The 22,690-nt window shown below is 53.5% G+C and carries 20 protein-coding genes; 6 read left to right on the top strand and 14 right to left on the bottom strand.

Annotated features, from left to right (window positions below; all coding sequences use genetic code 11):
- Nucleotides 1-25 precede the first annotated feature (25 nt).
- The 5 genes from dmpH to tsaA all read right to left on the bottom strand — a co-directional run bounded on the left by dmpH (nucleotide 26) and on the right by tsaA (nucleotide 4,949).
- On the bottom strand, nucleotides 26-823 hold the full coding sequence (dmpH, locus tag Q8W22_RS13015) for a 2-oxo-3-hexenedioate decarboxylase (RefSeq protein WP_303434464.1): 798 nt from the start codon (nucleotides 821-823) through the stop codon (nucleotides 26-28).
- A 154-nt stretch (nucleotides 824-977) separates the two neighbouring features.
- Nucleotides 978-2,000, bottom strand: a complete 1,023-nt coding sequence (gene dmpG / locus Q8W22_RS13010; protein WP_305452614.1) for a 4-hydroxy-2-oxovalerate aldolase — start codon at nucleotides 1,998-2,000, stop codon at nucleotides 978-980.
- Between the two features lie 18 nt (nucleotides 2,001-2,018).
- The gene (locus tag Q8W22_RS13005) at nucleotides 2,019-2,933 is read right to left on the bottom strand and encodes an acetaldehyde dehydrogenase (acetylating) (RefSeq protein ID WP_303434462.1); all 915 of its coding nucleotides are present in this window, start codon (nucleotides 2,931-2,933) and stop codon (nucleotides 2,019-2,021) included.
- A 26-nt stretch (nucleotides 2,934-2,959) separates the two neighbouring features.
- Nucleotides 2,960-3,745 carry a 2-oxopent-4-enoate hydratase gene (dmpE, locus tag Q8W22_RS13000; protein ID WP_303434461.1) on the bottom strand — a complete coding sequence of 262 codons (786 nt, stop codon included), beginning with the start codon at nucleotides 3,743-3,745 and terminating at the stop codon, nucleotides 2,960-2,962.
- A 721-nt stretch (nucleotides 3,746-4,466) separates the two neighbouring features.
- Nucleotides 4,467-4,949, bottom strand: a complete 483-nt coding sequence (gene tsaA / locus Q8W22_RS12995) for a tRNA (N6-threonylcarbamoyladenosine(37)-N6)-methyltransferase TrmO (protein WP_305415585.1) — start codon at nucleotides 4,947-4,949, stop codon at nucleotides 4,467-4,469.
- Between the two features lie 889 nt (nucleotides 4,950-5,838).
- Here tsaA and Q8W22_RS12990 point away from each other — a divergent pair.
- Nucleotides 5,839-6,777, top strand: coding sequence for an ABC transporter substrate-binding protein (locus Q8W22_RS12990; RefSeq protein WP_305452613.1), 939 nt, complete (start codon nucleotides 5,839-5,841; stop codon nucleotides 6,775-6,777).
- A 488-nt stretch (nucleotides 6,778-7,265) separates the two neighbouring features.
- Complete coding sequence (locus tag Q8W22_RS12985) at nucleotides 7,266-8,261, top strand: YafY family protein (protein WP_303434458.1); 996 nt, start codon at nucleotides 7,266-7,268, stop codon at nucleotides 8,259-8,261.
- An 89-nt stretch (nucleotides 8,262-8,350) separates the two neighbouring features.
- Here Q8W22_RS12985 and Q8W22_RS12980 read toward each other — a convergent pair whose 3' ends face one another.
- Nucleotides 8,351-8,902 carry a DUF2889 domain-containing protein gene (locus tag Q8W22_RS12980; protein WP_303434457.1) on the bottom strand — a complete coding sequence of 184 codons (552 nt, stop codon included), beginning with the start codon at nucleotides 8,900-8,902 and terminating at the stop codon, nucleotides 8,351-8,353.
- A gap of 76 nt (nucleotides 8,903-8,978) precedes the next feature.
- On the bottom strand, nucleotides 8,979-10,202 hold the full coding sequence (locus tag Q8W22_RS12975) for a nucleoside recognition domain-containing protein (RefSeq protein WP_305452612.1): 1,224 nt from the start codon (nucleotides 10,200-10,202) through the stop codon (nucleotides 8,979-8,981).
- A gap of 360 nt (nucleotides 10,203-10,562) precedes the next feature.
- Between Q8W22_RS12975 and Q8W22_RS12970 the strand changes: the two genes are divergently transcribed.
- The gene (locus tag Q8W22_RS12970) at nucleotides 10,563-11,498 is read left to right on the top strand and encodes a DMT family transporter (RefSeq protein ID WP_305452611.1); all 936 of its coding nucleotides are present in this window, start codon (nucleotides 10,563-10,565) and stop codon (nucleotides 11,496-11,498) included.
- A 167-nt stretch (nucleotides 11,499-11,665) separates the two neighbouring features.
- Here the strand turns inward: Q8W22_RS12970 and Q8W22_RS12965 are convergent, their stop codons facing one another.
- Genes Q8W22_RS12965 through Q8W22_RS12955 form a run of 3 tightly spaced genes read right to left on the bottom strand, consistent with a single transcriptional unit; the run spans nucleotide 11,666 to nucleotide 14,549 of the window.
- The gene (locus tag Q8W22_RS12965) at nucleotides 11,666-12,985 is read right to left on the bottom strand and encodes a TRAP transporter large permease (RefSeq protein ID WP_305415580.1); all 1,320 of its coding nucleotides are present in this window, start codon (nucleotides 12,983-12,985) and stop codon (nucleotides 11,666-11,668) included.
- Nucleotides 12,982-13,500 carry a TRAP transporter small permease gene (locus tag Q8W22_RS12960; protein WP_303434453.1) on the bottom strand — a complete coding sequence of 173 codons (519 nt, stop codon included), beginning with the start codon at nucleotides 13,498-13,500 and terminating at the stop codon, nucleotides 12,982-12,984. The genes Q8W22_RS12965 and Q8W22_RS12960 overlap by 4 nt, the downstream gene beginning before the upstream one ends.
- Complete coding sequence (locus Q8W22_RS12955) at nucleotides 13,497-14,549, bottom strand: TRAP transporter substrate-binding protein (protein WP_303434452.1); 1,053 nt, start codon at nucleotides 14,547-14,549, stop codon at nucleotides 13,497-13,499. Before Q8W22_RS12955 ends, Q8W22_RS12960 begins: the two co-directional genes overlap by 4 nt.
- 730 nt (nucleotides 14,550-15,279) lie before the next feature.
- On the opposite strand from Q8W22_RS12955, the gene Q8W22_RS12950 reads away from it, so the two are divergent.
- Nucleotides 15,280-16,314, top strand: coding sequence for a helix-turn-helix domain-containing protein (locus Q8W22_RS12950; RefSeq protein ID WP_305452610.1), 1,035 nt, complete (start codon nucleotides 15,280-15,282; stop codon nucleotides 16,312-16,314).
- 287 nt (nucleotides 16,315-16,601) lie between these two features.
- Here Q8W22_RS12950 and Q8W22_RS12945 read toward each other — a convergent pair whose 3' ends face one another.
- A complete protein-coding gene (locus tag Q8W22_RS12945; protein WP_305415577.1) occupies nucleotides 16,602-17,684 on the bottom strand; it encodes a hypothetical protein in 1,083 nt (360 codons plus the stop codon).
- A gap of 533 nt (nucleotides 17,685-18,217) precedes the next feature.
- On the opposite strand from Q8W22_RS12945, the gene pobA reads away from it, so the two are divergent.
- Complete coding sequence (gene pobA / locus Q8W22_RS12940; RefSeq protein ID WP_303434470.1) at nucleotides 18,218-19,429, top strand: 4-hydroxybenzoate 3-monooxygenase; 1,212 nt, start codon at nucleotides 18,218-18,220, stop codon at nucleotides 19,427-19,429.
- A gap of 194 nt (nucleotides 19,430-19,623) precedes the next feature.
- Here pobA and Q8W22_RS12935 read toward each other — a convergent pair whose 3' ends face one another.
- Genes Q8W22_RS12935 through Q8W22_RS12925 form a run of 3 tightly spaced genes read right to left on the bottom strand, consistent with a single transcriptional unit; the run spans nucleotide 19,624 to nucleotide 21,893 of the window.
- Nucleotides 19,624-20,073 (bottom strand): hypothetical protein, encoded by a 450-nt coding sequence (locus Q8W22_RS12935; RefSeq protein WP_305452609.1) that lies wholly within the window; start codon nucleotides 20,071-20,073, stop codon nucleotides 19,624-19,626.
- A gap of 37 nt (nucleotides 20,074-20,110) precedes the next feature.
- A complete protein-coding gene (locus Q8W22_RS12930) occupies nucleotides 20,111-21,487 on the bottom strand; it encodes a lyase family protein (RefSeq protein ID WP_303434448.1) in 1,377 nt (458 codons plus the stop codon).
- A 34-nt stretch (nucleotides 21,488-21,521) separates the two neighbouring features.
- Nucleotides 21,522-21,893, bottom strand: coding sequence for a hypothetical protein (locus Q8W22_RS12925; RefSeq protein ID WP_303434447.1), 372 nt, complete (start codon nucleotides 21,891-21,893; stop codon nucleotides 21,522-21,524).
- A 192-nt stretch (nucleotides 21,894-22,085) separates the two neighbouring features.
- Between Q8W22_RS12925 and Q8W22_RS12920 the strand changes: the two genes are divergently transcribed.
- The gene (locus Q8W22_RS12920; RefSeq protein ID WP_305452608.1) at nucleotides 22,086-22,637 is read left to right on the top strand and encodes a flavodoxin; all 552 of its coding nucleotides are present in this window, start codon (nucleotides 22,086-22,088) and stop codon (nucleotides 22,635-22,637) included.
- The last annotated feature ends 53 nt before the right edge of the window (nucleotides 22,638-22,690 follow it).

Genomic DNA, 22,690 nt, shown 5'->3' with positions numbered 1-22,690 from the left:
TGTCACACCAGAACCCTTATCCCGATCAGACAAAACGACCGGTAACGGTACCCAGCCCCTGGTAACGGACACTGAAATTATCCCCTTTTTGGCACTGTACCGCTGCCGTGATTCCCCCAGTCATAATAAACGTACCGGCAGGAATTTCTTCACCACGCTCGCCAAACATATTCGCCAGCATGGCAACCGATGCCGCCGGGTGGCCCAGTACCGCGGCACCTGCACCGGTGGCGATCACTTCGCCATTGATTTCCATCACCACGCCAAAGTTTTTCAGGTCGACATTTTCAACCCGTTGCATCTGGCCACCGGTAATAAACCGGGTCGATGAGGAGTTATCGGCAATCACGCTCTTCAGGTCAAATTTGAAATCCTTGTAGCGGGAGTCAATCACTTCCACGGCAGGCAAAACAAAGTCGGTCGCGGCCAGCGCATCGGCAATGGTCACACCAGGGCCTTTCAGCGCTTTTTTGGTGACAAAGGCGATTTCGGCTTCAATTTTGGGGTGAATCAGTTCATCGGTTTTGATTTCGCCACCGTCGGACACGGCAAAATAATCCGCCAGGAAGCCGTAACACGGATGCTCAACGCCCATCTGGGCCATTTTTGCCCAGCTGGTCAGGCCCATTTTCAGGCCAACGATCTTGTTGCCACGCGCTTCTTTACGACGGCGAATTTCCCACTGGATATCAAACGCATCCTTGTAAGTCATTTCCGGGTAGTCGTCTGTCAGCTTGGTGACTTCGTAAGCTTCCAGTTCGGCCTGTTCCAGATGGGCTGCTGCCGCAGCAATCTGTTCCTGATTCAGGTTGTTGTCACTCATATTCGGTGCCTCTGTCTGTGTCACATCGGCTATCCCATAGCCGATGTGGCGGTAACCTCATCAATGGGTCACTCGGAGAATTGGGGTACTCGGTGCCTGCGGCTTCCCACACATCCGGCATGGGAAGCGGCACCCGCTACGGTAGAACGAAGTCCTAGCCTTTGGCTTTGGCCATGGTCAGTGCCAGATCTTCGATCATGTCTTCCTGGCCACCCACGGTGCCACGCTTACCCAGTTCCACCAGGATGTCGCGGGCGCTGACGCCGTATTTCTTTTCGGCACGTTGGGCAAACAGCAGGAAGGAGCTGTAAACACCGGCGTAACCCAGCGTCAGGGAATCCCGGTCGATACGGATGATCTGGTCCATCAAGGGGGTAATCAGGTCCTCGGCGACGTCCATGATCTTGAACAGGTCGATGCCGGTGTGGCAGCCCATGCGGTCGAGTACCGCGCACAGTACTTCCAGCGGCGTGTTACCCGCTCCGGCACCCAGCCCGGCGACCGAACCATCGATCCGCGCCGCGCCGGCTTCAATGGCCGCAATGGAGTTGGCGACACCCATGGCCATGTTGTGATGGCCGTGGAAACCCAGCTCGATGGCGCTGTCCAGTTCGTTACGCAAGGCACCCAGTTTTTCGGTAACGTCGTCTGGCAGCATGTAACCGGCAGAGTCGGTGCAGTAAATGCAGTTAGCGCCGTAGCTGACCATCAGTTTGGCCTGTTCGATCAGTTTTTCCGGCGAGGCCATATGCGCCATCATCAGGAAGCCGACGGTGTCCATATCCATTTCGCGGGCAATGCTGATGTGTTGCTGGGAAACGTCGGCTTCGGTGCAGTGGGTGGCGACCCGAATGGTGGAGACACCCAGCTCTTTGGCCATTTTGAGGTGATCTACGGTGCCGATACCGGGCAGCAGCAGCGCGGAGATTTTTGCCTGTTTCATGTTTGGAATCACAGCGCCCAGGTATTCCTCGTCGCTGTGAGCCGGAAAGCCGTAGTTCACCGATGAGCCACCAAGGCCATCGCCGTGGGTGACTTCGATCAGTGGCATACCGGCGTCGTCCATCGCACAGGCGATAGAGACCATGTCGTCCACACTGATCTGATGACGTTTGGCGTGCATGCCGTCACGCAGGGACATGTCGTGCAATTTCACATTTTTTCCGTTCAGGTTCATTGCTTCTTCCTCCGTCTCTTATTCGCCACGGGCTGGCAGTGTGATGGTGCCGCTGGCGGCTTCTTCGGCAAACATTTCGGCGGTACGCAAACCGGCGGCGGTCATGATGTCGAGATTGCCGGCGTATTTGGGCAAGAAATCCCCGAGGCCTTCAACTTCCATAAACATGGACACCCGGTTGCCATCGAACACCGGGCCGTTCACCAGGCGGTAACCCGGTACGTATTGTTGTACTTCGGCGACCATGGCGTGGACAGATGCGGTAATGGCATCACGATCCGGCTCACTGGCTGTCAGGCAGTGGACGGTGTCGCGCATCATCAGTGGCGGTTCAGCCGGGTTGATAATGATGATGGCCTTGCCTTGTTTGGCGCCCCCGACCCTGGCGACAGCGCCAGCGGTGGTGCGGGTGAATTCGTCGATGTTCTGACGGGTGCCGGGGCCAACGGATTTGGACGACACGGTGGCGATGATTTCACCATAATCGACGGCTTGTACCTGAGAGACGGCGGCCACCATGGGAATGGTGGCCTGACCACCACACGTCACCATATTGACGTTCATCTCGAGGTTTTTGGCGTGCTCGGCCAGATTCACCGGCGGCACGCAAAAAGGGCCAATCGCGGCGGGGGTAAGGTCGATCATGATCACCCCCAGTTCATTGAGCTTGCGCGAGTTTTCCGCATGCACATAGGCAGAGGTGGCATCAAAGGCGACGCGGATATCGTCGGCGATCACCTGTTCAAGAATGCCATCAACACCCGTGGCGCAGGTTTTGATTCCCATCGCGGCGGCACGCTTGAGGCCTTCGGATTCCGGGTCAATACCCACCATCCAGACCGGTTCGATCCATTCGGAACGTTGCATTTTCATCAGCAGATCGGTGCCGATATTGCCTGGGCCGATAATGACGGCTTTGAGTTTTTTAGACATAAAAATTTCCTCGCTGAATCTAGCGCTTATACGAAACGAACGGAGGCAGAACCGATACCGCCAATACTGACCGACATAAAATCACCCGCTTTCACTGGCTCCAGTGGTACCAGTGAGCCAGACAGAATGACTTCACCGGCTTTCAGTGGGATACCAAATTCACCCAGTGTATTGGCCAGCCAGGTAACGCAGTTCACCGGGGAACCCAGAGCTGCGGCACCGGCACCGGTGCTGATAATCGCCCCGTTCTTTTCGACCACCATACCGCAGCTGGTCAGGTCGACATCCAGCGGGCTGACCGCGGTATCACCAAGCACAAACAGGCCACAGGAGGCGTTGTCAGCCACGGTGTCTTCAATCTTGATTTGCCAGTTTTCAATGCGGGAGTCGACGATTTCAAAGCAGGGAATCACGAAGTCGGTCGCGGCCAGCACGTCGGCATTGGTGATGCCGGGGCCTAGCAGGTCATTTTTCAGCACAAAGGCGATTTCGCCTTCGGCTTTCGGTTGAATCATCAGCTCACTGATGGGCATTTCCTGACCCTGGCTGTAGGCCATTTTGTCGGTCAGAAAACCGAAATCCGGCTGATGCACATTGAGCATGTTCTGCACGGCCTTGGAGGTAACACCAATCTTTTTGCCGATAATGCGTTCTCCGGCTTCGATACGGCGCTCATTCATACGTAATGAAACGTGATAAGCATCCTTGATGGTGATGTCGGGATAGCGCTCCGTCAGTGGGCGCAGCGTCGTACGGTTAACCAGCGCGTTATACAGCTCGTCTCCCGCTTGCTTGATATCAGCTTCATTCATAAAAAAATACCATCCATCTCGGTGAATAAATCAGCAGTATTGCGACCGATAAATACTGCTTGAATCAGGGTGCGGCGACGGGAATGTGATTTGGCAAATATCTGTTTGGAATTATTAAATTGCTATTTGCCAAACCGAAGCGTCATGACGCCGTTGGTGTTAACCAATGTACTCCTCAGCCAATTCTGCTCAACCGACTAAATTTGAAATACAAGATCCCAACTATGAGTGTTAGCCTGGCCCTACCGTGATTATGTGGTTATCCATATGGCAGCGATGGGAGATTTGCCGACCGGGAGATGGGGATATAGCCGGGATTGGCTGTTGACCAAGTAGCGGCCAAGCAACCGTTAAAGCCCGCAGAACCACGGCTCTGGTCCGATACAGGGCGGACAACCGCCATGGTGCCAACAGCAGACAGCAGCACTTATGACGGCCAGTCATCTACAGGGGACATCCATTTAATCCGGTGCTCACTCTGGGTTACCGGATGGTTTCGAATCACGAAGCCGACTTGCAGGCCTGACGGGTCAAGTCAAACGTCGGCGACACCGAGTCGAGATCATCCGGCAGCCCCCGAAGGGCGCGGGTTGCCGCCGTCCAGTGCGGTGTTGACGAATTTGAAAAGGACTCGTCATTTCGCTGCATTCGTCGCCTTGCCCTGAACAACGGCAACACTTGCGCAGAGCCGTGCAGGATTAAATGGATGTCCCCTACAGGTTTAGCGGAAGCGTTCATCCGAACGGCGGTTTTTAACGTCGGCTTCGCTGGCTTGCAACCAGCCGGATGTGCTGCTGGTGATCGCATCAAATTGGTCAATATAGGGTTTGATATCCAGCAATGGCGTGCCGTCCAGTACATCCACCCCTTCCACTTGCAAGATATTGTCTGTAATACCGGTCAGCTTCACAATCGACATACCAATATGATTGGGCCGTAATGGCGAACGGGTGGAAAACACACCACGCTCCTGGGTATCCATAAAAGGAGTTACACGTAATGCAGTCCGGGTAGCCTGATGAAAACAGTAAAAGATATAAATATGGCTGAACCCATCGAGGTCTTGCAGACCTTCCTGATATTGTTTATCCAGAACAATATGCCCGGCTACTCCGTCAGCGCCCTTGGGCTGAACGGGCATACCAGCAATATGAGTATAAGGAGAGTGTATTATTCCGATCGGGCTTATATCATGTATATCCATTATGTCCTGCCTGAGTTTAATCAATTATACGCTGACGGCTGGCTTCAGATCACAACACCAACAGCAACACCCCACGATAAAAACCTCCGCTATAGACCTCTACGATCAACGGCTTGCAACGACCTGCAACGACCGGCAATGGCGTGGCAACTGGATTGCAGCCAGGCTACGCACCCCTCGCCCAACCCTTGCCGCCAGTAATCCGTCCAGCCCAGGCCGCTCACACCGTCAGCGACCAGCCTGGGAAAACGCTCATACCGACGAGCAGTAACCAGACACCCGTACCAGCGGAGATCATGCGCTTCTTGTGGTAACCACTTGCCTGCAATTTTCATCCCGCTTAGCCAGCGGCTGATGGCATGGCGACAACAACCGCACGGCGTAACAAAATAGCCATTAAAATCAATCGATTACATTTAAAAACCGATAACTCCTGCACCACCGGCAGGCTGTTATTATGAGGCTTAATGGCCGGCCGGAGACGCTTTCAGACAAAATCATGTCGTATACCGTCGCAAGACAACACAGCACACCGACGGCCCTGCTTGTTTTATATACAGGCGAGCATGGGCGTGTTGTTTGTTTTTAATTGATATTTCAGTCATCAATATATGGCTAATCGCTTGAATTGACGGACTGTTAATTTCACTCTCAGAGCATTAGACGGATCTGTAATTTTTTGCTATACCTAATAAAAAAATAAGCATAGCTGGCTAAAAAACTGCTCAGCGAATAATCCATCATCGATATGACAATCATTTTCCAATTACTATAATCGGACGCTCTCATGCCCTGTTTATCTGCCTTCCAGCCGTTTTTGTATGTTACGACCCGAGTCGCCCAATGCCGGCTCTACACATTGTTCCTGGCTGGTATAACAGCCCTGATAATGCCTCTGAGCAGTTTCGCTGCCCAGATTGCTGTTATTGAAAGCTACCATCCAGAGTACGAATGGGATGCCCAATACCTCAAAGCCATTGATGACAGCCTGGGTAAAATCCACCAGATCCAGACCTATTCCCTCGATACCAAACGTCTGACCAAGGATAACTGGCCAATCCGGGCGCAACAGATACTTGAGCGAGTCAAGGCACAAAAGCCGGCAGTCGCGCTTATTGGTGACGACAATGCGCTGGAGTTGATGGGTGAATCCCTGCAAGCGCTGGGTATCCCGATTGTCTTTCTCGGTATCAACGGTGGGCCAGAACAGCACCCGGTATTGCTTAAAAAAGGGGTGACCGGTGTGCAGGAGCGACCATTTTTTGACCAAAGCATTCGCCATATACGCAAGATGGTCTCCAACCCGGATCGCTTCCTGATTCTGGCGGATGATTCTCCCACCATGCGCAGTACGATCCAGGAACGTTTTGGCGACCAGCGCAAGGAAACCATCCACGGCTCAGAAGTGGATATCCTGCTGACCAACGATCGTGACACCTGGCTGAATGCCATCACCAATGGCAAATCCAATGGCTACGCCGCTGTTATTGTCGGCACGTATCACACCATTCGGGACGGCCAGGGCGTACGAGCAGACCCAACCGACCTGATGCAAATGGCTCACAGCAGCTCGAGCCTTCCGATTTTTGCCTTGTGGGATGTGTTTATTGGTAAAGGTAAAGCAGCAGGCGGCTTTACCGTCTCAGCGTATAACGAAGGCCGTCATGCGGCACGACTGGCCAAATTGCTGCTGAACGGTACAGCAATAGATAAATTGCCTCATACCCAATCCCAGAAAGGCGAGCATGTTTATAGCGAGAGTGGTTTGCAACACTGGAATCTGCACCTGTCTACCCTGGATGCCAGCCAGACACGCTTCAAGGACTGATACCCTCATTCACCCATTATTCACCGGGTAGCCCTCAATCGCGACGGCTACCCATAACGGCTGGCTTCAGCAGCCGTCTCCCCCAGGTTCGCTCTGTTAATCCAGCCCTGCAACAGGGCAAGCAACCACCGCTGTCCATTTTCTCCAATTATTCCGTGTTCTGCGCGACGCCATTTGCCGCGCTCACTGCCAACAATGCGCCAGATCTGGATTAAATTGGAAAAGACTATGGAACAGCCCTTCACTTTTATCTATCACGTCAGCTGCTCACAGTGTACCTGGCAGTCCCAGTTCAAAGCACTGAGCGATCTCCCCGATGAGTGCCCCCACTGCCATGCACTCGCCTTGCACGTGGATCAGGAAAACACCCCAGCGACGACTCCCCAACCTGCTTTACTTAGGCAACTTATGTGACACAATTCACATTATTTCGCGTTATACTACCGCCTGGTGGAATAACAAACCCAATGCTCATAAGGATATGAAATATGTCTAACGATTATTCGACATTTGCACGCCGCATGGAGATGCTGCGCATGATTCCGGAAGAGCCCCTGACGCCGATCACTACTCGGGCGATCTGGGAAAAACTCAATCTTTCCTTCCCTTGTCACAAACGCACGGTTGAACGGGATCTGGTCGAGCTGTCCCAGCATTACGCTTATTATTGCACCGAACAGGGCCGCAGCCAGGCCTGGTCTTTTATGAAAGGCCGCAAAGAGCTGGCACCCACCAGTAATGCCGTGATTGCCCTGAGCTATATCCAGGCAAAGCCCTATTTGGAACAGGTGTTACCTGCCGAAGTGTACCAGGGTATCGAACCCCAGTTTATGGAAGCGGAAGCCACGCTGCAGCGCCACGGCAGCCACCTGAGCACCTGGCCCGACCGGGTACGGGTATTACCCGGAATGAAACAGCTGCACAAACCCACCGTCGATACCCAGGTATGGGCCACCCTGACCCAGGCATTACTGCTGGGCAAAAAATTTACTGCCCAGTACGCCAAACGCAGCGCTGATCACCCGAAAACCTTGCTGTTTTCCCCTCTGGGAATGGTCAGTAAAGGCAATATCCACTATCTGATTGCCACCGCTAACCAGCACACCAACCCGGTTATTTTTGCACTGCACCGCATGGCGAATGCGGCGTTATCTGACGACAATATCGACGAAAACCTGCAATTCAATATCGATGATTACATCTCGCGATTTGGCTGGACTCCCGCTGGAGAGATCATCCTTGAAGCCGATATTTCCCCCGAAGTGGCTTATCTGCTGGGTGAAACACCACTCAGTCAAACACAGGAAATCACGCCGCTTGACGATGGCAGTGACTGGTACCGACTGGTGGCTACCATCACCGACGATCAGGAAAGCAAATGGTGGGTATACGGTTTGAATCGTAATATCCGCGTCACCTCGCCGTCACACTGGGTTGATGAATTCAAGGATACAACCCGTCAAATGCTGGCCTTGTATGAATAACCTCCGAACCAGCGCCTGACTCACCGTCTAACCCATCCCTAACTCACCGCCTCAGGCCAGCGCCACGTCAGCGCATACCATACGGCCAGTCATTCTGTTTCTGTTTGCCATAAAATCGTATCGGCACGGCCACCCTCGCGATAGCCATAACAGGTGTTCGTCATATGTTTGCGGTTAACCGGACTGCTGGCGTAACCAGGCTCATGTTGCAGGCGATAACCTTGAATGGTCTGGAAAGCAGCCGTTGCCAACACCGGCAATAATTCGGTCAGATGAGTACAGGCATACGAACGGCCGAGTGCTTCCTTGACGTCATTGATCCAGCCAGAACGGATTTTGATACCGACCAGCAAGTCGTAGCGAGGCCCAGCGCCAGAGCAATCCCGATACGGTGTGGAACGCATATCAGCACGCACTTCCCGAATCACCAGGCGATCATCGACCGCCAGGGTCATGGTCATGTCATGCAAGGGGGAACCAACCGGCAGCTCACCCTTGTCACGCAGATGAAATGCGTAGTGCTTGGTATCCATCATGGTGGCTTCCACTTCCCACAAGCCATCACTGCGCAGGTAGCCCTGCACGTCAATCTGGCGACGATGTAATGGTGTACGGGTAACAGGACGAATGTCTTCGGGCATGCGGATACTCACAGTGAATCGATAAATCAGCCGGGTATGATAACCGGCTTGCCGCAAGAGACCCAAACCTCAGGCTTCACACATCAAAAAACCATAAGCCCACCACCACGGCAGTGATCATGCCAACGCCATCACAGAGCAACCCGGCCCAGAGGGCATAACGGATTCGGGTAATACCCACCACACCAAAATAGACCGCCAGCACATAAAAGGTGGTTTCGGTGCTGCCTTGCATCACCGCCGCAATATGCCCGGCCACTGAGTCGACGCCCTGGCTATTCATCACATCCAGCATCATGGCGCGGGCACCGCTGCCGCTGAACGGCTTCATCAGTGCTACCGGCAAGGCATCAACAAACAGCGTGCTGACCCCCAATACCGTCAGCAACCAGCGCACGCCATCCAGCAACAGGTCAAGGGCACCACTGGCACGAAAAACACCAATCGCCACCAGCATCGCCAGCAGATAAGGAATCAACTGCACCGCGGTTTCAAAACCGCTTTTGGCGCCGCAAACAAACTGCTCATACACTGGCTGTCGCCGCCATAACCCGGCAGCAATCAGACTGACGATCAACAACATAATGATACCGTTGGCCAGCTGCTGTGAGGTATCCGCCAGTTGCTCCACCGGTAATGATCCAAGCCAGAAAACCATGGTCGCGACCAGCGCCAGCAGCCCTCCCAGATACGCCAGCAGTACGGCATCCAAACGGATTTTTTGCCACCACATCACCGCCAGCAAACCCGTCAATGTGGACGCGGTGGTGGCCAATAAAATGGGTACAAATACATCAGCAGGGTTCGCCGCGCCCAACTGGGTACGGTACATAAAAATGGTGACGGGCAATAAAGTGACAGAGGAGGTATTCAGCACCAGAAACAGGATCTGGGCATTACTGGCGGTATCTTTGAGAGGATTCAGTGTTTGCAGAGCCTGCATCGCCTTGATGCCCAGCGGCGTGGCGGCGTTATCCAACCCCAGCATATTGGCAGCCAGGTTCATGGTGATAGCCCCTTGTGCTTCATGTCCCGCAGGCACTTCCGGCATCAGCCGCCGAAACAGCGGTGCCAAGCCTCGGCCGAACCAGTGAATAACACCGGTTTTTTCGGCAATGGCAAACAGCCCCGACCACAACGCCAGCAGACCGATCAGCCCGATAGCAATATCAACCGAAAGGGTCGCCATATCGAAACTGGCATTCACCAGTTGCTGAAACACCTCGCTGTCACCGCCGGCCCAACGCACCAGAGCCGTGGCAAAACCGACCAGAAAAAACAACGCCCAAACAAGATTCAAGCACGGCTCCCGACTATCTGCATTGAGCTTCGATTTATACGCACTCAGTGGTGAATGTCCAGCAACCAGGCTCGACACCCTGCCCTGCAGAACACCTCAACGCCATCGACCAGCGCCAGAAAAAATCCAAAAAAAAAACGGCCACAAGGGCCGTCAAAACTAGATCTAACAGAGGGAGAGCAGATAAACAATGAAACTGCTTGTGTTAAGAGGTACTTACCGGCATTTGGTTCCCTGGCGCTGTAAAAAATAATGATTCTTTGCTATCCGGCACCGTTGTCGCGGCGAACATTACCAAGTTAGTGCTTGCGACTGGCACAGGAACCCATAAGCTGGGCGTTTATCTAACCTGGAGCTTCCATGAACCTGCCAGCCCGAGCCACGCCTGTTCTCATGCTGCTGATTTGCGTGATTTGCTGGGGCAGTGTGTTTCCTATTTCCAAAGTCCTGTTGCAATCGGTTTCCGGGCTGTCATTGCTGATGTGGCGGTTTCTGATCGCGCTGGTCTGTGTCTGTCTTTATCTGCTGGTGCAGCGCAAGCCCTGGCCGACACTGAGCGGATCGCAATATCTGGTTCTGGCGGCACTTGGCGTGCTCGGGGTGGGCAGTTTCAACCTCGCTCTTTACGAAGGTTTGCCCTACACCGAGGCCACCAACGGTGCCCTGATCATGGCGCTCAGTCCATTGGTGACGTCGATTGCAGCGGGAGCACTGGCCCGCCGCTGGCTCTCGGTTCAACAGTGGATCAGTCTGACCATTGGCCTGATCGGCGTAACCCTGGTGATTACCAACGGCGATGTTATGTCGCTGCTGCAACACGGCCTTAATCGTGGTGACCTGCTGATCAGCATCGGCATGTTGTGCTGGGCGGCCTTTACCATTGCCTCACAACGCGTCAGCCACTGGCTGCCTCCCATGTCGTTTACCCTGGTTACCATGACGGCGGGCTGGCTGGCGGTCAGTGTGTATGGCCTGCTGTTCAAGGAGATTCACCCCTGGCAAGAAATTCAGCTGCTCAACCCGATCGAGTGGCTGCAGTTGTTGCACATCAGCCTCTTTGGTTCTGTGCTGGCGTATCTGTTCTGGATTCAGGGCGTCAAGGCCATTGGTGCTGCCAATGCTTCGCTGTATTTTAATTTGGTGCCGGTGTCGGCTGCCTTGATTGCGCTGGCCATGGGGGTGCAGCTGAGTCTGATCCAGATCCTCGGCATTACCATTACCATTGTCGGGCTGAGTCTACCCTGGCTGGCCCGCTCGTTGTGGGCACGGCGGCATCAGGATGGGTTGCCACAATAAAAAGCCGGTACTCCGCCACTCATGGCGACCACACGCCTGGTCACTGGTCACTGACCGACAACAAACAACAAACAACAAACAACAAACAACCGGCATAAAAAAAGACAGTGGTGAAAAACACACACTGTCTTCTAACCAGCGGAATAACCAACAAGCAGTATCCGGTATCAGCCCAGCAAATGCACCGCCCACAAGGTGATGCCCGGGAAGATGATCATCAGAATCACCCGCAAGATATCCGAGAGCAGGAACGGAATCACGCCCTTGAATGCATCCGTCATCAGCAAATCCTTGTCGAAGGACTTGATGATAAATACGTTCATGCCTACCGGCGGCGTAATCAAACCGACTTCAACCACCACCAGCGCAATAATACCAAACCAGATGCCCAGATCTTCCGCCGGCATACCAAAATCCATCACCGCAATAATCGGATAGTAGATCGGAATGGTCAGCAAGATCATCGCCAGGCTGTCCATAAAACAGCCCAGAATCAGATAGGTCAGCAACATGATTGTCAGCACCAGATACGGCGACAGGTCGGCAGCCAGAATCATATCGGCACCCAATGAGGGTAACTGCGTCAGCGCAATAAAAACGCTGAACAGGTCGGCACCCAACAGGATGAAAAAAATCATCGCCGTCGATACCGCCGTTTTAAGAATGCTGTCGCGAAAATCCGCCAACCGCATCTTGCCATGGGTAAAAGCCAGAATGGCCGTCAGGATCACCCCGACAGAGGCGGCTTCGGTAGGGGTAAAGATACCGGCATAAATACCGCCCAGAACAATCAGAAAAATCACCGAAATATGCCAGACATCACCGGTGGAACGAAATTTCTGCGCCCACGTGGTTTTTGGCCCGGCCGGGCCGGAGTCCGGTTTCAGTCGTACATAAATCGCAATCGCCAGCATATAGCCGAACGCCGCCATAAAACCCGGAACAAAGGCCGCCAGAAACATTTTGGCGATATTTTGTTCGGTCAGTACCGAGAAGATAATCAGCACCATTGATGGCGGAATAAGAATCCCCAGGGTTCCCCCTGCCGCCAGCGCTCCGGCAGCCAGACCCGGCTGATAATTATTGGCTTTCATTTCTGGCAAGGCGACTTTGCCCATGGTGGAGGCAGTGGCCAGTGAGGAACCACAAATCGCTCCGAACGCGGCACAGCCGGAAATCGACGCCATTGCCAAACCGCCTCTTAACTGTCCGACCCAGACGTTGCAGGTACGAAACAGTTCACGGGTAATACCGGCACGGGTGGCCAGTTCGCCCATCAGCAAGAATAACGGTACCACCGACAGGTCGAAGGTGGAAAACTTGGACACCGGTACCGTGCCCATATAGTTCAGCACCGACTCCGGCCCGGCCAGCAGGCCATAACCCAGAGCGCCACAGGCCATCATCGACAGCGCGATCGGAATACGCAGCGCCATCAACACCATCAGCAATGCCATCATGGCAAAGGCCAGTTCTACATTGCTCATTTCCCGGCTCCACGTACAAAAGTGACGATACGATCAAGGCTCGTCAGGGCAATCAGGGCGGAAGACAATACGCCCGGTACAAACACAATCCAGAGCGGCAGTTCCAGAAGCATACTCTGCTCCATATAGTCGTAGGCATCGATACCGCCCAGCGTCAGCTGCCAGATCAGTACCAGTGATACGATCAGGAAAAACACTTCCCCCACCGTTTCCAGCAAGGCGACGGATCGCGGGGCCAGGTTATTGGTGAAAATATCCACCACCACATGGCCGTTACAACGGTGGCCTTCCGGTAAAAACAGAAAGACGGTTATACCCAGGCCAGCTTCCACCAGCTCGTAATCACCTTCGATAGCAGCACCAAACAGCGTACGACCGGTGATGCTGATCACCGTCATGGTGGCCAACATCAGCATTAAAAAACCGCCCAACAGTGCGAACTGACGGGACAGCCATGCCATACCGAGACGTACCTGTTCCAGCCAGACTGGCTGGGTCAGGGATATATCAGTCATGAGCCACTAACGACCTGCTGGTATTTTTTGATCAGGCTAACGGCTTTTTTGTACAGTGCTGTACCATTTTCGCCGTCGTCATTCATATCTTCTATCCAGTCGTCAGTCACCGGTTGCATGGTTTGCTTCCAGCGAGCCGTTTCTTCCTCTGTCAGGGTATAGAAGGGGTTGTTTTCTGCTTCAGAAGCGGCATATCCCGGCAGCTCGGCCAGGTCCATGGCATGACCCAAACGGCGGGCTTCGTTGATACCGGAGTTGTTATCGATCACCTGTTTTAAATCCGCGGGTAATTTCGCGTAGGCTTTCTTGTTCATGGTAAAGAGGAAGAATTGGGTATACAGACCGTGTTCACCCTTGATCTCGGTATGGTTGGGTGCCAACTGCTGTATTTTTAGCGGGTTAACCACCTCAAACGGCATCACCGCTACATCCACAACCCCTTTGGACAAGGCACTCGGCAGGGCTGGCACCGGCATAAATACCGGGGAACCGCCAACCAGACTGAAGGCTTCAGCCATCGCTTTGTTGGGTGCCCGCATTTTCAGGCCTTCCATATCCGCAGTGGTCTTGATCAGCACGTCACGGGAATGCAGTGCACCCGGAGCATGGGTATGAATGGCCAGCAAATGCACATCGCTCAGCTCATCCTGCATTTCTGTTTCGGCATACTCCTGCATCGCCATACTGGTTGCTTCGGCACTGGCGGGCATAAAGGGCAATTCAAACACGCCAGCTTTCGAGAAACGGCCCGGAGTATAACCACCGACTGTCCAGACAATATCGGCTACGCCTTTACGGGCCTGGTCAAACAGCTGCGGCGGTTTGCCACCCAACTGCATTGCCGGATAAATATCGATTTTGATACGGCCATCGGACTCTGCCATCACCTTGTTGGCCCAGGGCACCATCATTTTTTGGTGAGCCGCGGACAACGGCGTCAGGAAGTGATGTAACTTGAAGGTAAATTCAGGTTCAGCAGCCTGGGTGTTCAAGGTTGCCATACCAGCAACGGTAAGGCTCAACGTCAGGAGCAGCTTTTTCAATTTCATTGTTTGTCACCTTGTTATTTTTATCGGGCATATCTTGCCACCAGCAAAATCATGCACCCCAGGAACTGTCTGAGGGTTTGACCGACATTTTTGTCTGGATGTAATTCATCCTTATTGGCACCAGTACACTCACTGGATCATGGCAACTGGCAGTTACTAAACAGCAACTTGATCAACGGTATCAAGCTAGCATCCCGAGCCGCCATGCAGATAATTAAATAAGCATAAGAGCCATTCATTTTTTGCATAGAGGTTATCTATCGATGGCAATCTCTTCTGTTTTTAACGTTATTAGACAACGCTTTTGATGGTACAAACCAGCCTGTCAACATCTCATAAATAGCCTTTTAATATCCCATCAACAGCCAGCAAAAAACCCGACAAACCCCCATAAACAGCCTCTTTTTAGCTTATTATGGATAAAATCCGGCTGACTCTGAGCAGCCAGCCGTGGCTCGGTCATGTTGGCCGAACAGCGTGATCAGAAGCTGTTGGCAGCACTCGCAACAGCTTCAGGCTATAGCAAAAACAAATAGCACTCGGAGAAAATTGGAATACCGGATGAGTAGCACAAGCCAAGATGTTGCAGGCATACTGGCCGACAGAAAAACAGGCGCGACTCGCGCTGCTGTGCCGATCGATGGATGCACCGGACAATCAGTATGTCATTTAAGTACCAGCAGCATGCTGACGGTATTCAGGGATTCAACCACATAGTACGAGGGGATTTATGCCTGATACATCGATGTCCCTGCCCGCTACCCTGACACTGGTTCCCTACCCGTCAGAACCGGACAATCCATCGCTGCCACGGTGGCGACTGGACAACCGTTCAGGGGCAGCTCTCTTGTTACGCCCGGGCGCGGATACTCACACCGCTGCCGTACCGGCGCTGCAGCAACACGAGTGCAAATTGTTTGGCAAACTGATGATTTCCGAGCTGCTCTTTGTTGAGCAGACCGAACTGCTCTGCCGCACCAGTGCCGACAGTTATCTGTTGTTGCTGGTGATCGAAAGTCACCCTGAAAATCCGCACAACACCAGGCAACCAGAGTCGCCAACCCATACTGGATGCTTGCTGAATCCGGGCACGGCGCTAGTGCTGGGTTATCCACCAGGCTGCCGGGTGATGACGTTATCCATTCCGGCCCCGGAGTTGCTGCAAGCCCTGGCCGCGATGGGGTATTCCCAGGATCACAATAGCGATACGGCTGACCTCACCTTGCAGCTTTCTGATACCGATGACGCCCTGCCAGAAGCGCTTTATCATATTCTGCAGGCGATGCGAGCTTCGGCCTCACGCCCGATCACAGCGGCCACCCGGCGCTGCTATGAACAGCTGTTATACGATACCCTGCTGGACAGTGTCACGATCCAGCAACAACCCGGACAGCCAACCATCAGCAAACACCCGCAAATTGAACAGGTACGGCAGCTGGTGATGACCCATATCACCGAAGATTTTGATCTCCGTGATATTGCTTCTGCCTGCAAGGTCAGCGTCAAAACTCTCTACAACCTGTTTAATCGGGAGTTGGGGATCACACCCTCGGTATTTATCCGCCACCGCAAACTTGAAGCCGCCTACGCCGATATCCAGCACTGCCCAGAGCACAACATCACTCATATCGCGACCCGCTACGGCTTTACCAACCTCAGTCGTTTTGCCGCTTACTTCCGCGAACAGTATGGCGAATCACCCTCTGAGACGCTGCGCAAACGCCGCCAGCAAGATGCCACTGCCCCAGCGGGGGCATCTATTTAATCCGGTATTTAATCCGGAGCTCACTCTGGGCTACTGGATGGAGCTACTGACTGAATGGAGCTCTGAATGGAGCACCTGGTTCGTCAAAACCACATGCCTTTTATCCTCACCCTGCCCACAGACAGACACAAAAAAACCGGGCAAGCCCGGTTTCCTGTTGTAACAAGAGCGTGGCCACTCTTGCTTGCAGAACAACGATAACAAACACATTGACGGAGCTGTTTTTCAAACAGCGCGTCAGGCCCGACCGGACAGCACACCACAACCGCTGCTGCCCGGCTCCGGGATCAGAACTTGTAAATGGCCATCACTTCCAGCTGCTTACCCTTCGGACGGATGTTAGGGAAAGTGCTGGTGTTGTTTAATGTACCCACGTCCTGCTTACGGAATTCAACCCCCAGATCCAGACCCTTGGTGTAGTTGTAGATCACGTTGGCATTCATGGCATTCAGCTCGCTGTCAGCGTCATCATCGACACCAATGTGAGCCATACGAATGGTGGCTTTGGTTTTTTCGTTAACCTGGTAAGCCACTGCGGCGGTATAACCGGTTTGTTGTACCAGCTTGCCATCTTCCGCATCGGAGTTTTTCCCACCATAAGCTCCTGCAACACCAAAACCGGTGTAAACGCCCAGGCCTTTACCAGTGTAAGCACTGCCGTACAGAGTGACATCACCCATACCCAGTTTACCGGCGAAAGAGAAACCACCACCAAAGACGGAGTTTTCATCGTCATTGTTGGAACCATCGCCCTGAGCGACATCACGGCCAACCGCCGCGACAGTGTAGCCGGAGCCACCTTCAAAACGTTGGGTATAAGCCGCCACCATGTCCGGGAAAGCCGCACCGGTATTCACAGGGTCTTGCAAGCTGATACGAACCGGGCCAGAGGTGTAGTGCATCACCAGGTTCGGGCGAATGGTACCGCCGTTACCACCAATCGTACCAAGACCAGGACCCCAGAAGTTAACCTGGGCAGCATCCATTGGAGCAGTTGCAAAGAAAGCACCACTCCAGGTTTGTCCCAGAGTAACCTTATCGATTTGCATATAAGCGTGACGCAAACGCCAGTCATAAGTTGAAGAGTTGAAATAACCGCCGTAAAAGTCACCCTCAATAAAGGTCGTGATTTTATGGCCATCCACAACACGCTCGGTTTTGAAATTCAGACGAGACTGACGAGCAGTCGCATCAAAAGAATTACTGACATCGTTAGCGGCATCGGCATCCGGACGGTTAAACACGCCTTCTGCCTTGATGTAACCGCCAACGCTGTAGGTGACGCCATTCATTTCAGCGACTTGTCCTGCACTGGCAGCGGATGCCAGTACGGATGATGCAATAGCCAAAGCTAATGTATGCTTCTTCATGTTTACGCCTTTATTATTTATTGTTTTCGTTCTCCAACGGTTGCTCTGCTGTCAAACAAGCGTCAGTCAATCAACCCCTCCAGTGTCGTACAGCCTTATCAGAAAGGCTGTACATATATTGAAAACACCATACGCTGCGTGTAAAAAGCCATCGAATTACCGCTTACTGCCATAACTTTTTGAGATACCAGAGATTTTTTTCATCGATTATGGGTCACAACGGGTTACTTTTTGTTATGGCCGACAACCAGCCCGCAACAGAACCAGCCACAACCAGCCCAATAGCCATCAACCCCAGGCCACCCACACCAGCCCCTGAAAACCCCAGTAATCTCAACCCTATTCCCCAGTAATCGGAATGGGTGACGATCGAACCCAACGCAGTCAAAACCATCCTGACACACCGGACTCCTCCCCAAATGATGTCAAAAAAGTACCAGTGATAATCACTATCCTCCATTCAGGATCTGATCAGTCTTGTCCATTATGCAGCCGATACCAGACACTATTCAGTTGAGGCAAACATGAAAACTATAACGACTCAGGTAGCCATCATTGGCTCCGGCCCATCCGGTTTGCTGCTGGGCCAGCTGTTACACAAACACGGCATTGATAACGTGATTATTGACCGCGTTGATGGCGACTACATCCTTGGCCGCATTCGGGCGGGTATTCTGGAACAAGGGTTTGTTGACTTGGTACGGGAAGCCGGGGTCGCGGAACGTATGGATGCCGAAGGTCATATCCACGAAGGTTTTGAACTGTCGATGAACGGCGAGCGCACCCGCATTGACCTGAAAGGGCTGACCGGAGGCGACACGGTGATGTGTTACGGCCAGGTCGAAATTACCCGGGACTTGATTGAAGCACGTCAGGCCCTGGACTTACCGACCTACTACAACGCCAGCGACGCCACACCTCACGATGTAAAAAGCGATGCCCCCTATGTCACATTTGTACATAAGGGTGAAGAATACCGTCTCGACTGTGATTACATTGCCGGTTGCGACGGTTTTCACGGCGTATCCCGCCAGACGATTCCAGCCGAAGTCCGTACCGAGCACGAACGTGTTTACCCGTTTGGCTGGCTCGGTTTTATGGCCGATGTCCCCCCCTGTAACCACGAACTGATCTATGCCATGAGTGATCGCGGTTTTGCCCTGGCCAGTCAGCGCTCCGCCACCCGTTCACGCTATTACCTGCAAGTACCGTTAACCGACAATATCGATGACTGGAGCGACGAACGCTTCTGGACCGAGATAAAAAAACGCCTGCCCGCAGATATCGCCGCCAATATGGAAACCGGCCCGAGCATTGAAAAAAGCATCGCGCCATTACGCTCGTTTGTGTGTGAACCGATGCAATACGGCAATCTGTTTCTGGTCGGAGACGCCGCCCATATCGTGCCACCTACCGGTGCCAAAGGGCTAAACCTGGCCGCCTCCGATGTGGCCACGCTGTGCAAGATCATGGTTCGGGTTTACAAGGAAGGCGACAAGAGCTGTATCACACAGTACTCCGATATTGCCTTGCGCCGGGTCTGGAACGGTGAACGCTTCAGCTGGTGGATGACCAGCATGATGCACGATTTTGGTGACGACCTGTCCGGGGGCAACAATATGGAACCCTTGATGTACAAACGCTTTATGGAATCGGAGCTGAATTATTATCTGGGTTCAGACAATGGTCGCAAGGTCATTGCGGAGCAGTACGTGGGTTTGCCTTACGAAGACCTGAAGTCCTGAAGTAAGTAAGCCGGTGTCCCTGAATCAGGTTCAGGGACAATACCTCACTACATAACCCCACACCGAACCACACACATAACTCCACCGTCTTGCCGGACAGGGCCATGCTTTTTATTTATGGCCCATGGTCCGGAATCCATGGGTTGTGACGGCGACCCTATGACCACCTGAGTTCCCTTCTCAACAGCTCCCTCTCAATGCCACACTTGAGCGCTAAAGAACGCGGCAAAATGCGGCCGCAGGCGGCACATTCGCCGCTCCAGTTGCGGCCATTCCAGTAGCAACAGGTCCCTGGCGGACTGCACCTGTAAACGCTGATCCACGGTAGTGGCTTGCGACCACTGCCTGGCCACCAGCTCCGTGCAGCGGCTCAGTTTGACCAGCGCCATTTCGGCTCGTCCGGCTTCCAGATAAGCGTCCACCAGATTCAGCAAGGGGGCCACGACCGCTAGCAAGGCCGGCTCTGACAACCGGGCGGCGGCATCCAGTTCCGCATAACCCAGACTCAGCGCCTTATGGAAATCGTCGCAGGCTTGCTGCGGATTGCCAGCCAGCAGCGTTCGTTGTCCGGATTCAATCCAGAAAACCCAGCCGTCCGGCATATCCTGCCCAGTCACATTACGTTTACGGGATGCCTGGTTCATCGTTTTGCCCCGTCAGTGTGGCACCCGCTGTTTGTCGTCAGATGCCGCCCTGGGTCAGCTTCGCCGGATCCAGTAATCGCTCCAGCTCAGCCCGCCCCAAATTGGTTTGCTCGTCCGCCACGTCCAGTACCGGCCGTTTTTCTTTATACGCCTGCTTGGCAATCTCTGCCGCTTTCATATAACCCACAATCGGATTCAGCGCAGTCACCAGAATCGGATTACGCGCCAGCGCCTGCTGCAGATTGGCTTCGTTCACAGTAAAGGTGGCAATGGCCTTGTCGGCCAGCAAGTGTGATGCATTGGCGGCCAGCTCAATACTGCCCAGCAGATTAAACGCAATCAATGGCAGCATGACATTCAACTCAAAATTGCCAGATTGGCCACCGATGGTAATGGCAGTATCGTTGCCAATAATCTGGGCCGCCACCATGGCCGTGGCTTCGGGGATCACCGGATTGACCTTGCCCGGCATAATCGATGAACCAGGCTGCAGTGCTTCCAGTTCAATTTCTCCCAACCCTGCCAATGGGCCAGAGTTCATCCAACGCAAGTCATTGGCGATTTTCATCAGGGCGACAGCCAGGGTTTTGATCGACGCAGAGGTTTGTACTGCCACGTCCTGCGAGCTGATCAACATAAACAGGTCCGGGCCAGGCTGGAACGGTAAACCGGTTAACTTGCTCAGTTCATGGTTAAACAACTCGGCAAATTCCGGATGCGCATTCACTCCGGTACCTACCGCGGTTCCTCCCTGCGCCAGACGCAGCAGCTGGGTCAATTGATGGTCCAGGTTCTTGCGGCAGCTGCGAATCTGCTCCGCCCAGGCCCCCAGGCTCTGGCTCAGACGTACCGGCATGGCGTCCATCAGATGGGTACGGCCGGTTTTGACGTAGCCGTCCACACTGGCGGCCTTGCTGCGTATTTCCCGGTACAGGTGATCCAGCGCCGGAATCAATACATCACTGAGCGTGATTGCGGCACTGATATGAATACTGCTTGGAATAATATCGTTACTGCTCTGGCCACAATTAACGTGATCATTGGCACTCACGGTCTGGCCCAACGAGCGGCTCGCCAGCGTCGCAATCACTTCGTTGGCGTTCATATTGGTGCTGGTGCCGGAGCCGGTCTGGAAGACGTCCACCGGAAAGTGAGTCATCAAAGCCTCATCGGCCAACAGTTGATCCACAGCACCTACAATCGCGGCAGCAATGTCGCTCTCCAGCAGCCCCAACTGACTGTTGGCCCGGGCTGCCGCTGACTTGGCCAACAGCAAGGAGGTGATAAAAGGCTGAGGCAGACTGCGGCCGCTGATGGGGAAGTTATTGATGGCGCGCTGGGTTTGTGCGCCCCACAGTGCCGCCTCCGGTACTTGTAACTCACCCATGCTGTCTGTAACGGTACGATAATTCATGCTGTTCTCCTTGGCTTGTAACTCAACAAAATCGTCATCCTGCAGAATATTCCAGGCTGTAGCCGGCAATGGTGCGTAACTGCCATTGCAAGCGATTAACTGAACGCCGCTGATGGGGCTTGGAGGCAATCGACGACAGGCCATTCAGTGGATGATGGCTGTAGTCCATACACAGCTGCCGCCAGTTTTCCGGCACCAGTTCATCGGCAATGGCTTCCAGCAACAAATCATATTCGCGGCGGTAAACACGCCGTTTGATGCAGTTGCAGCTACGTGGAAAAACAATTTCTTCCAGATCCAGCCAGCGCTGAATATTTCCCGGGCTGTCTGGCTCTGTGCCATATCGCACGGCATGACGCATCGAGATCAGTTCCAGGTAGTTATCCATTGCTTGTTGACTGGCCATTTACATGCTCCTGCATCCGGTTTGGACCGATAAGTTGTCGTCAGTTCTGCACTCAGCCATTGCCGGCCACCACAGAAACAAAGAATTGATGTTCAGGGTTGATTTATTAATGATAATGATTAGCATTCATTAAAACGTCAACCCGATATCGCTTATCCGGGCATTAATTTCATTCTCTGAGAGCAACACGTCATGACCAACATCCGCACCGGCATCATTTTTGGCACCGACACCGGCAACACCGAGGACATCGCACACCGCATGGCCGACCAGCTTCAGCAGTACAATATCACCGCCGAGGTTTACAACATTACTGAGGCCGACCCGGAAACCTTCAGTAACTATGATCTGCTGATACTGGGTATTCCGACCTGGGACTTTGGCGGCATTCAGGCCGACTGGGATGATATGGAAGAGATCTTGCCGCAACTGGATCTGAGCCGACCGGTGGTGGCGCTTTACGGTCTCGGGGATCAGTTTGGTTATGGTGATTATTTTGTTGATGCCATGGGCTGGCTGCATAACCATCTGCAACTGTCCGGCGCCCGGTTTGCCGGTTACTGGCCAACCACAGGCTATGAATTTGACGCCTCGCTGGCGACGCTGGCAGACGGCAAGCAGTTCTGTGGCCTGGCCATTGATGAAGACCAGCAATTTGATCTCACTGACGACCGGGTCGGCCGCTGGATCAGCCAGGTGATGAGCGAATACCGCCAGCTCGCCGATGTGGTGGAAGCAGGCTAAAGCCGGCCAAGTCCGTTCACCGCCCCGGTACTCCGGATGCCATCGTCACGATG

The organism is Oceanobacter sp. 1_MG-2023 (assembly GCF_030689025.1).
In the GTDB taxonomy this organism is placed as follows: Bacteria; Pseudomonadota; Gammaproteobacteria; order Pseudomonadales; family Oceanobacteraceae; genus Oceanobacter.
The sequence above is the reverse complement of the archived record's forward strand: the minus strand, read 5'-3'. Positions and strand labels throughout refer to the sequence as shown.

Coding starts and splice junctions, on each gene's coding strand:
- Q8W22_RS12945 (WP_305415577.1), bottom strand. CDS start 17,684: ATGAAGAAGCATACATTAGCTTTGGCTATTGCATCATCCGTACTGGCA.
- Q8W22_RS12990 (WP_305452613.1), top strand. CDS start 5,839: ATGCCTCTGAGCAGTTTCGCTGCCCAGATTGCTGTTATTGAAAGCTAC.
- Q8W22_RS12950 (WP_305452610.1), top strand. CDS start 15,280: ATGCCTGATACATCGATGTCCCTGCCCGCTACCCTGACACTGGTTCCC.
- Q8W22_RS12930 (WP_303434448.1), bottom strand. CDS start 21,487: ATGAATTATCGTACCGTTACAGACAGCATGGGTGAGTTACAAGTACCG.
- tsaA (WP_305415585.1), bottom strand. CDS start 4,949: ATGGATATACATGATATAAGCCCGATCGGAATAATACACTCTCCTTAT.
- Q8W22_RS12965 (WP_305415580.1), bottom strand. CDS start 12,985: ATGAGCAATGTAGAACTGGCCTTTGCCATGATGGCATTGCTGATGGTG.
- Q8W22_RS12955 (WP_303434452.1), bottom strand. CDS start 14,549: ATGAAATTGAAAAAGCTGCTCCTGACGTTGAGCCTTACCGTTGCTGGT.
- Q8W22_RS13005 (WP_303434462.1), bottom strand. CDS start 2,933: ATGTCTAAAAAACTCAAAGCCGTCATTATCGGCCCAGGCAATATCGGC.
- Q8W22_RS12920 (WP_305452608.1), top strand. CDS start 22,086: ATGACCAACATCCGCACCGGCATCATTTTTGGCACCGACACCGGCAAC.
- dmpG (WP_305452614.1), bottom strand. CDS start 2,000: ATGAACCTGAACGGAAAAAATGTGAAATTGCACGACATGTCCCTGCGT.
- Q8W22_RS12935 (WP_305452609.1), bottom strand. CDS start 20,073: ATGAACCAGGCATCCCGTAAACGTAATGTGACTGGGCAGGATATGCCG.
- Q8W22_RS12925 (WP_303434447.1), bottom strand. CDS start 21,893: ATGGCCAGTCAACAAGCAATGGATAACTACCTGGAACTGATCTCGATG.
- dmpE (WP_303434461.1), bottom strand. CDS start 3,745: ATGAATGAAGCTGATATCAAGCAAGCGGGAGACGAGCTGTATAACGCG.
- Q8W22_RS12960 (WP_303434453.1), bottom strand. CDS start 13,500: ATGACTGATATATCCCTGACCCAGCCAGTCTGGCTGGAACAGGTACGT.
- Q8W22_RS12970 (WP_305452611.1), top strand. CDS start 10,563: ATGAACCTGCCAGCCCGAGCCACGCCTGTTCTCATGCTGCTGATTTGC.
- dmpH (WP_303434464.1), bottom strand. CDS start 823: ATGAGTGACAACAACCTGAATCAGGAACAGATTGCTGCGGCAGCAGCC.
- Q8W22_RS12980 (WP_303434457.1), bottom strand. CDS start 8,902: ATGCCCGAAGACATTCGTCCTGTTACCCGTACACCATTACATCGTCGC.
- Q8W22_RS12985 (WP_303434458.1), top strand. CDS start 7,266: ATGTCTAACGATTATTCGACATTTGCACGCCGCATGGAGATGCTGCGC.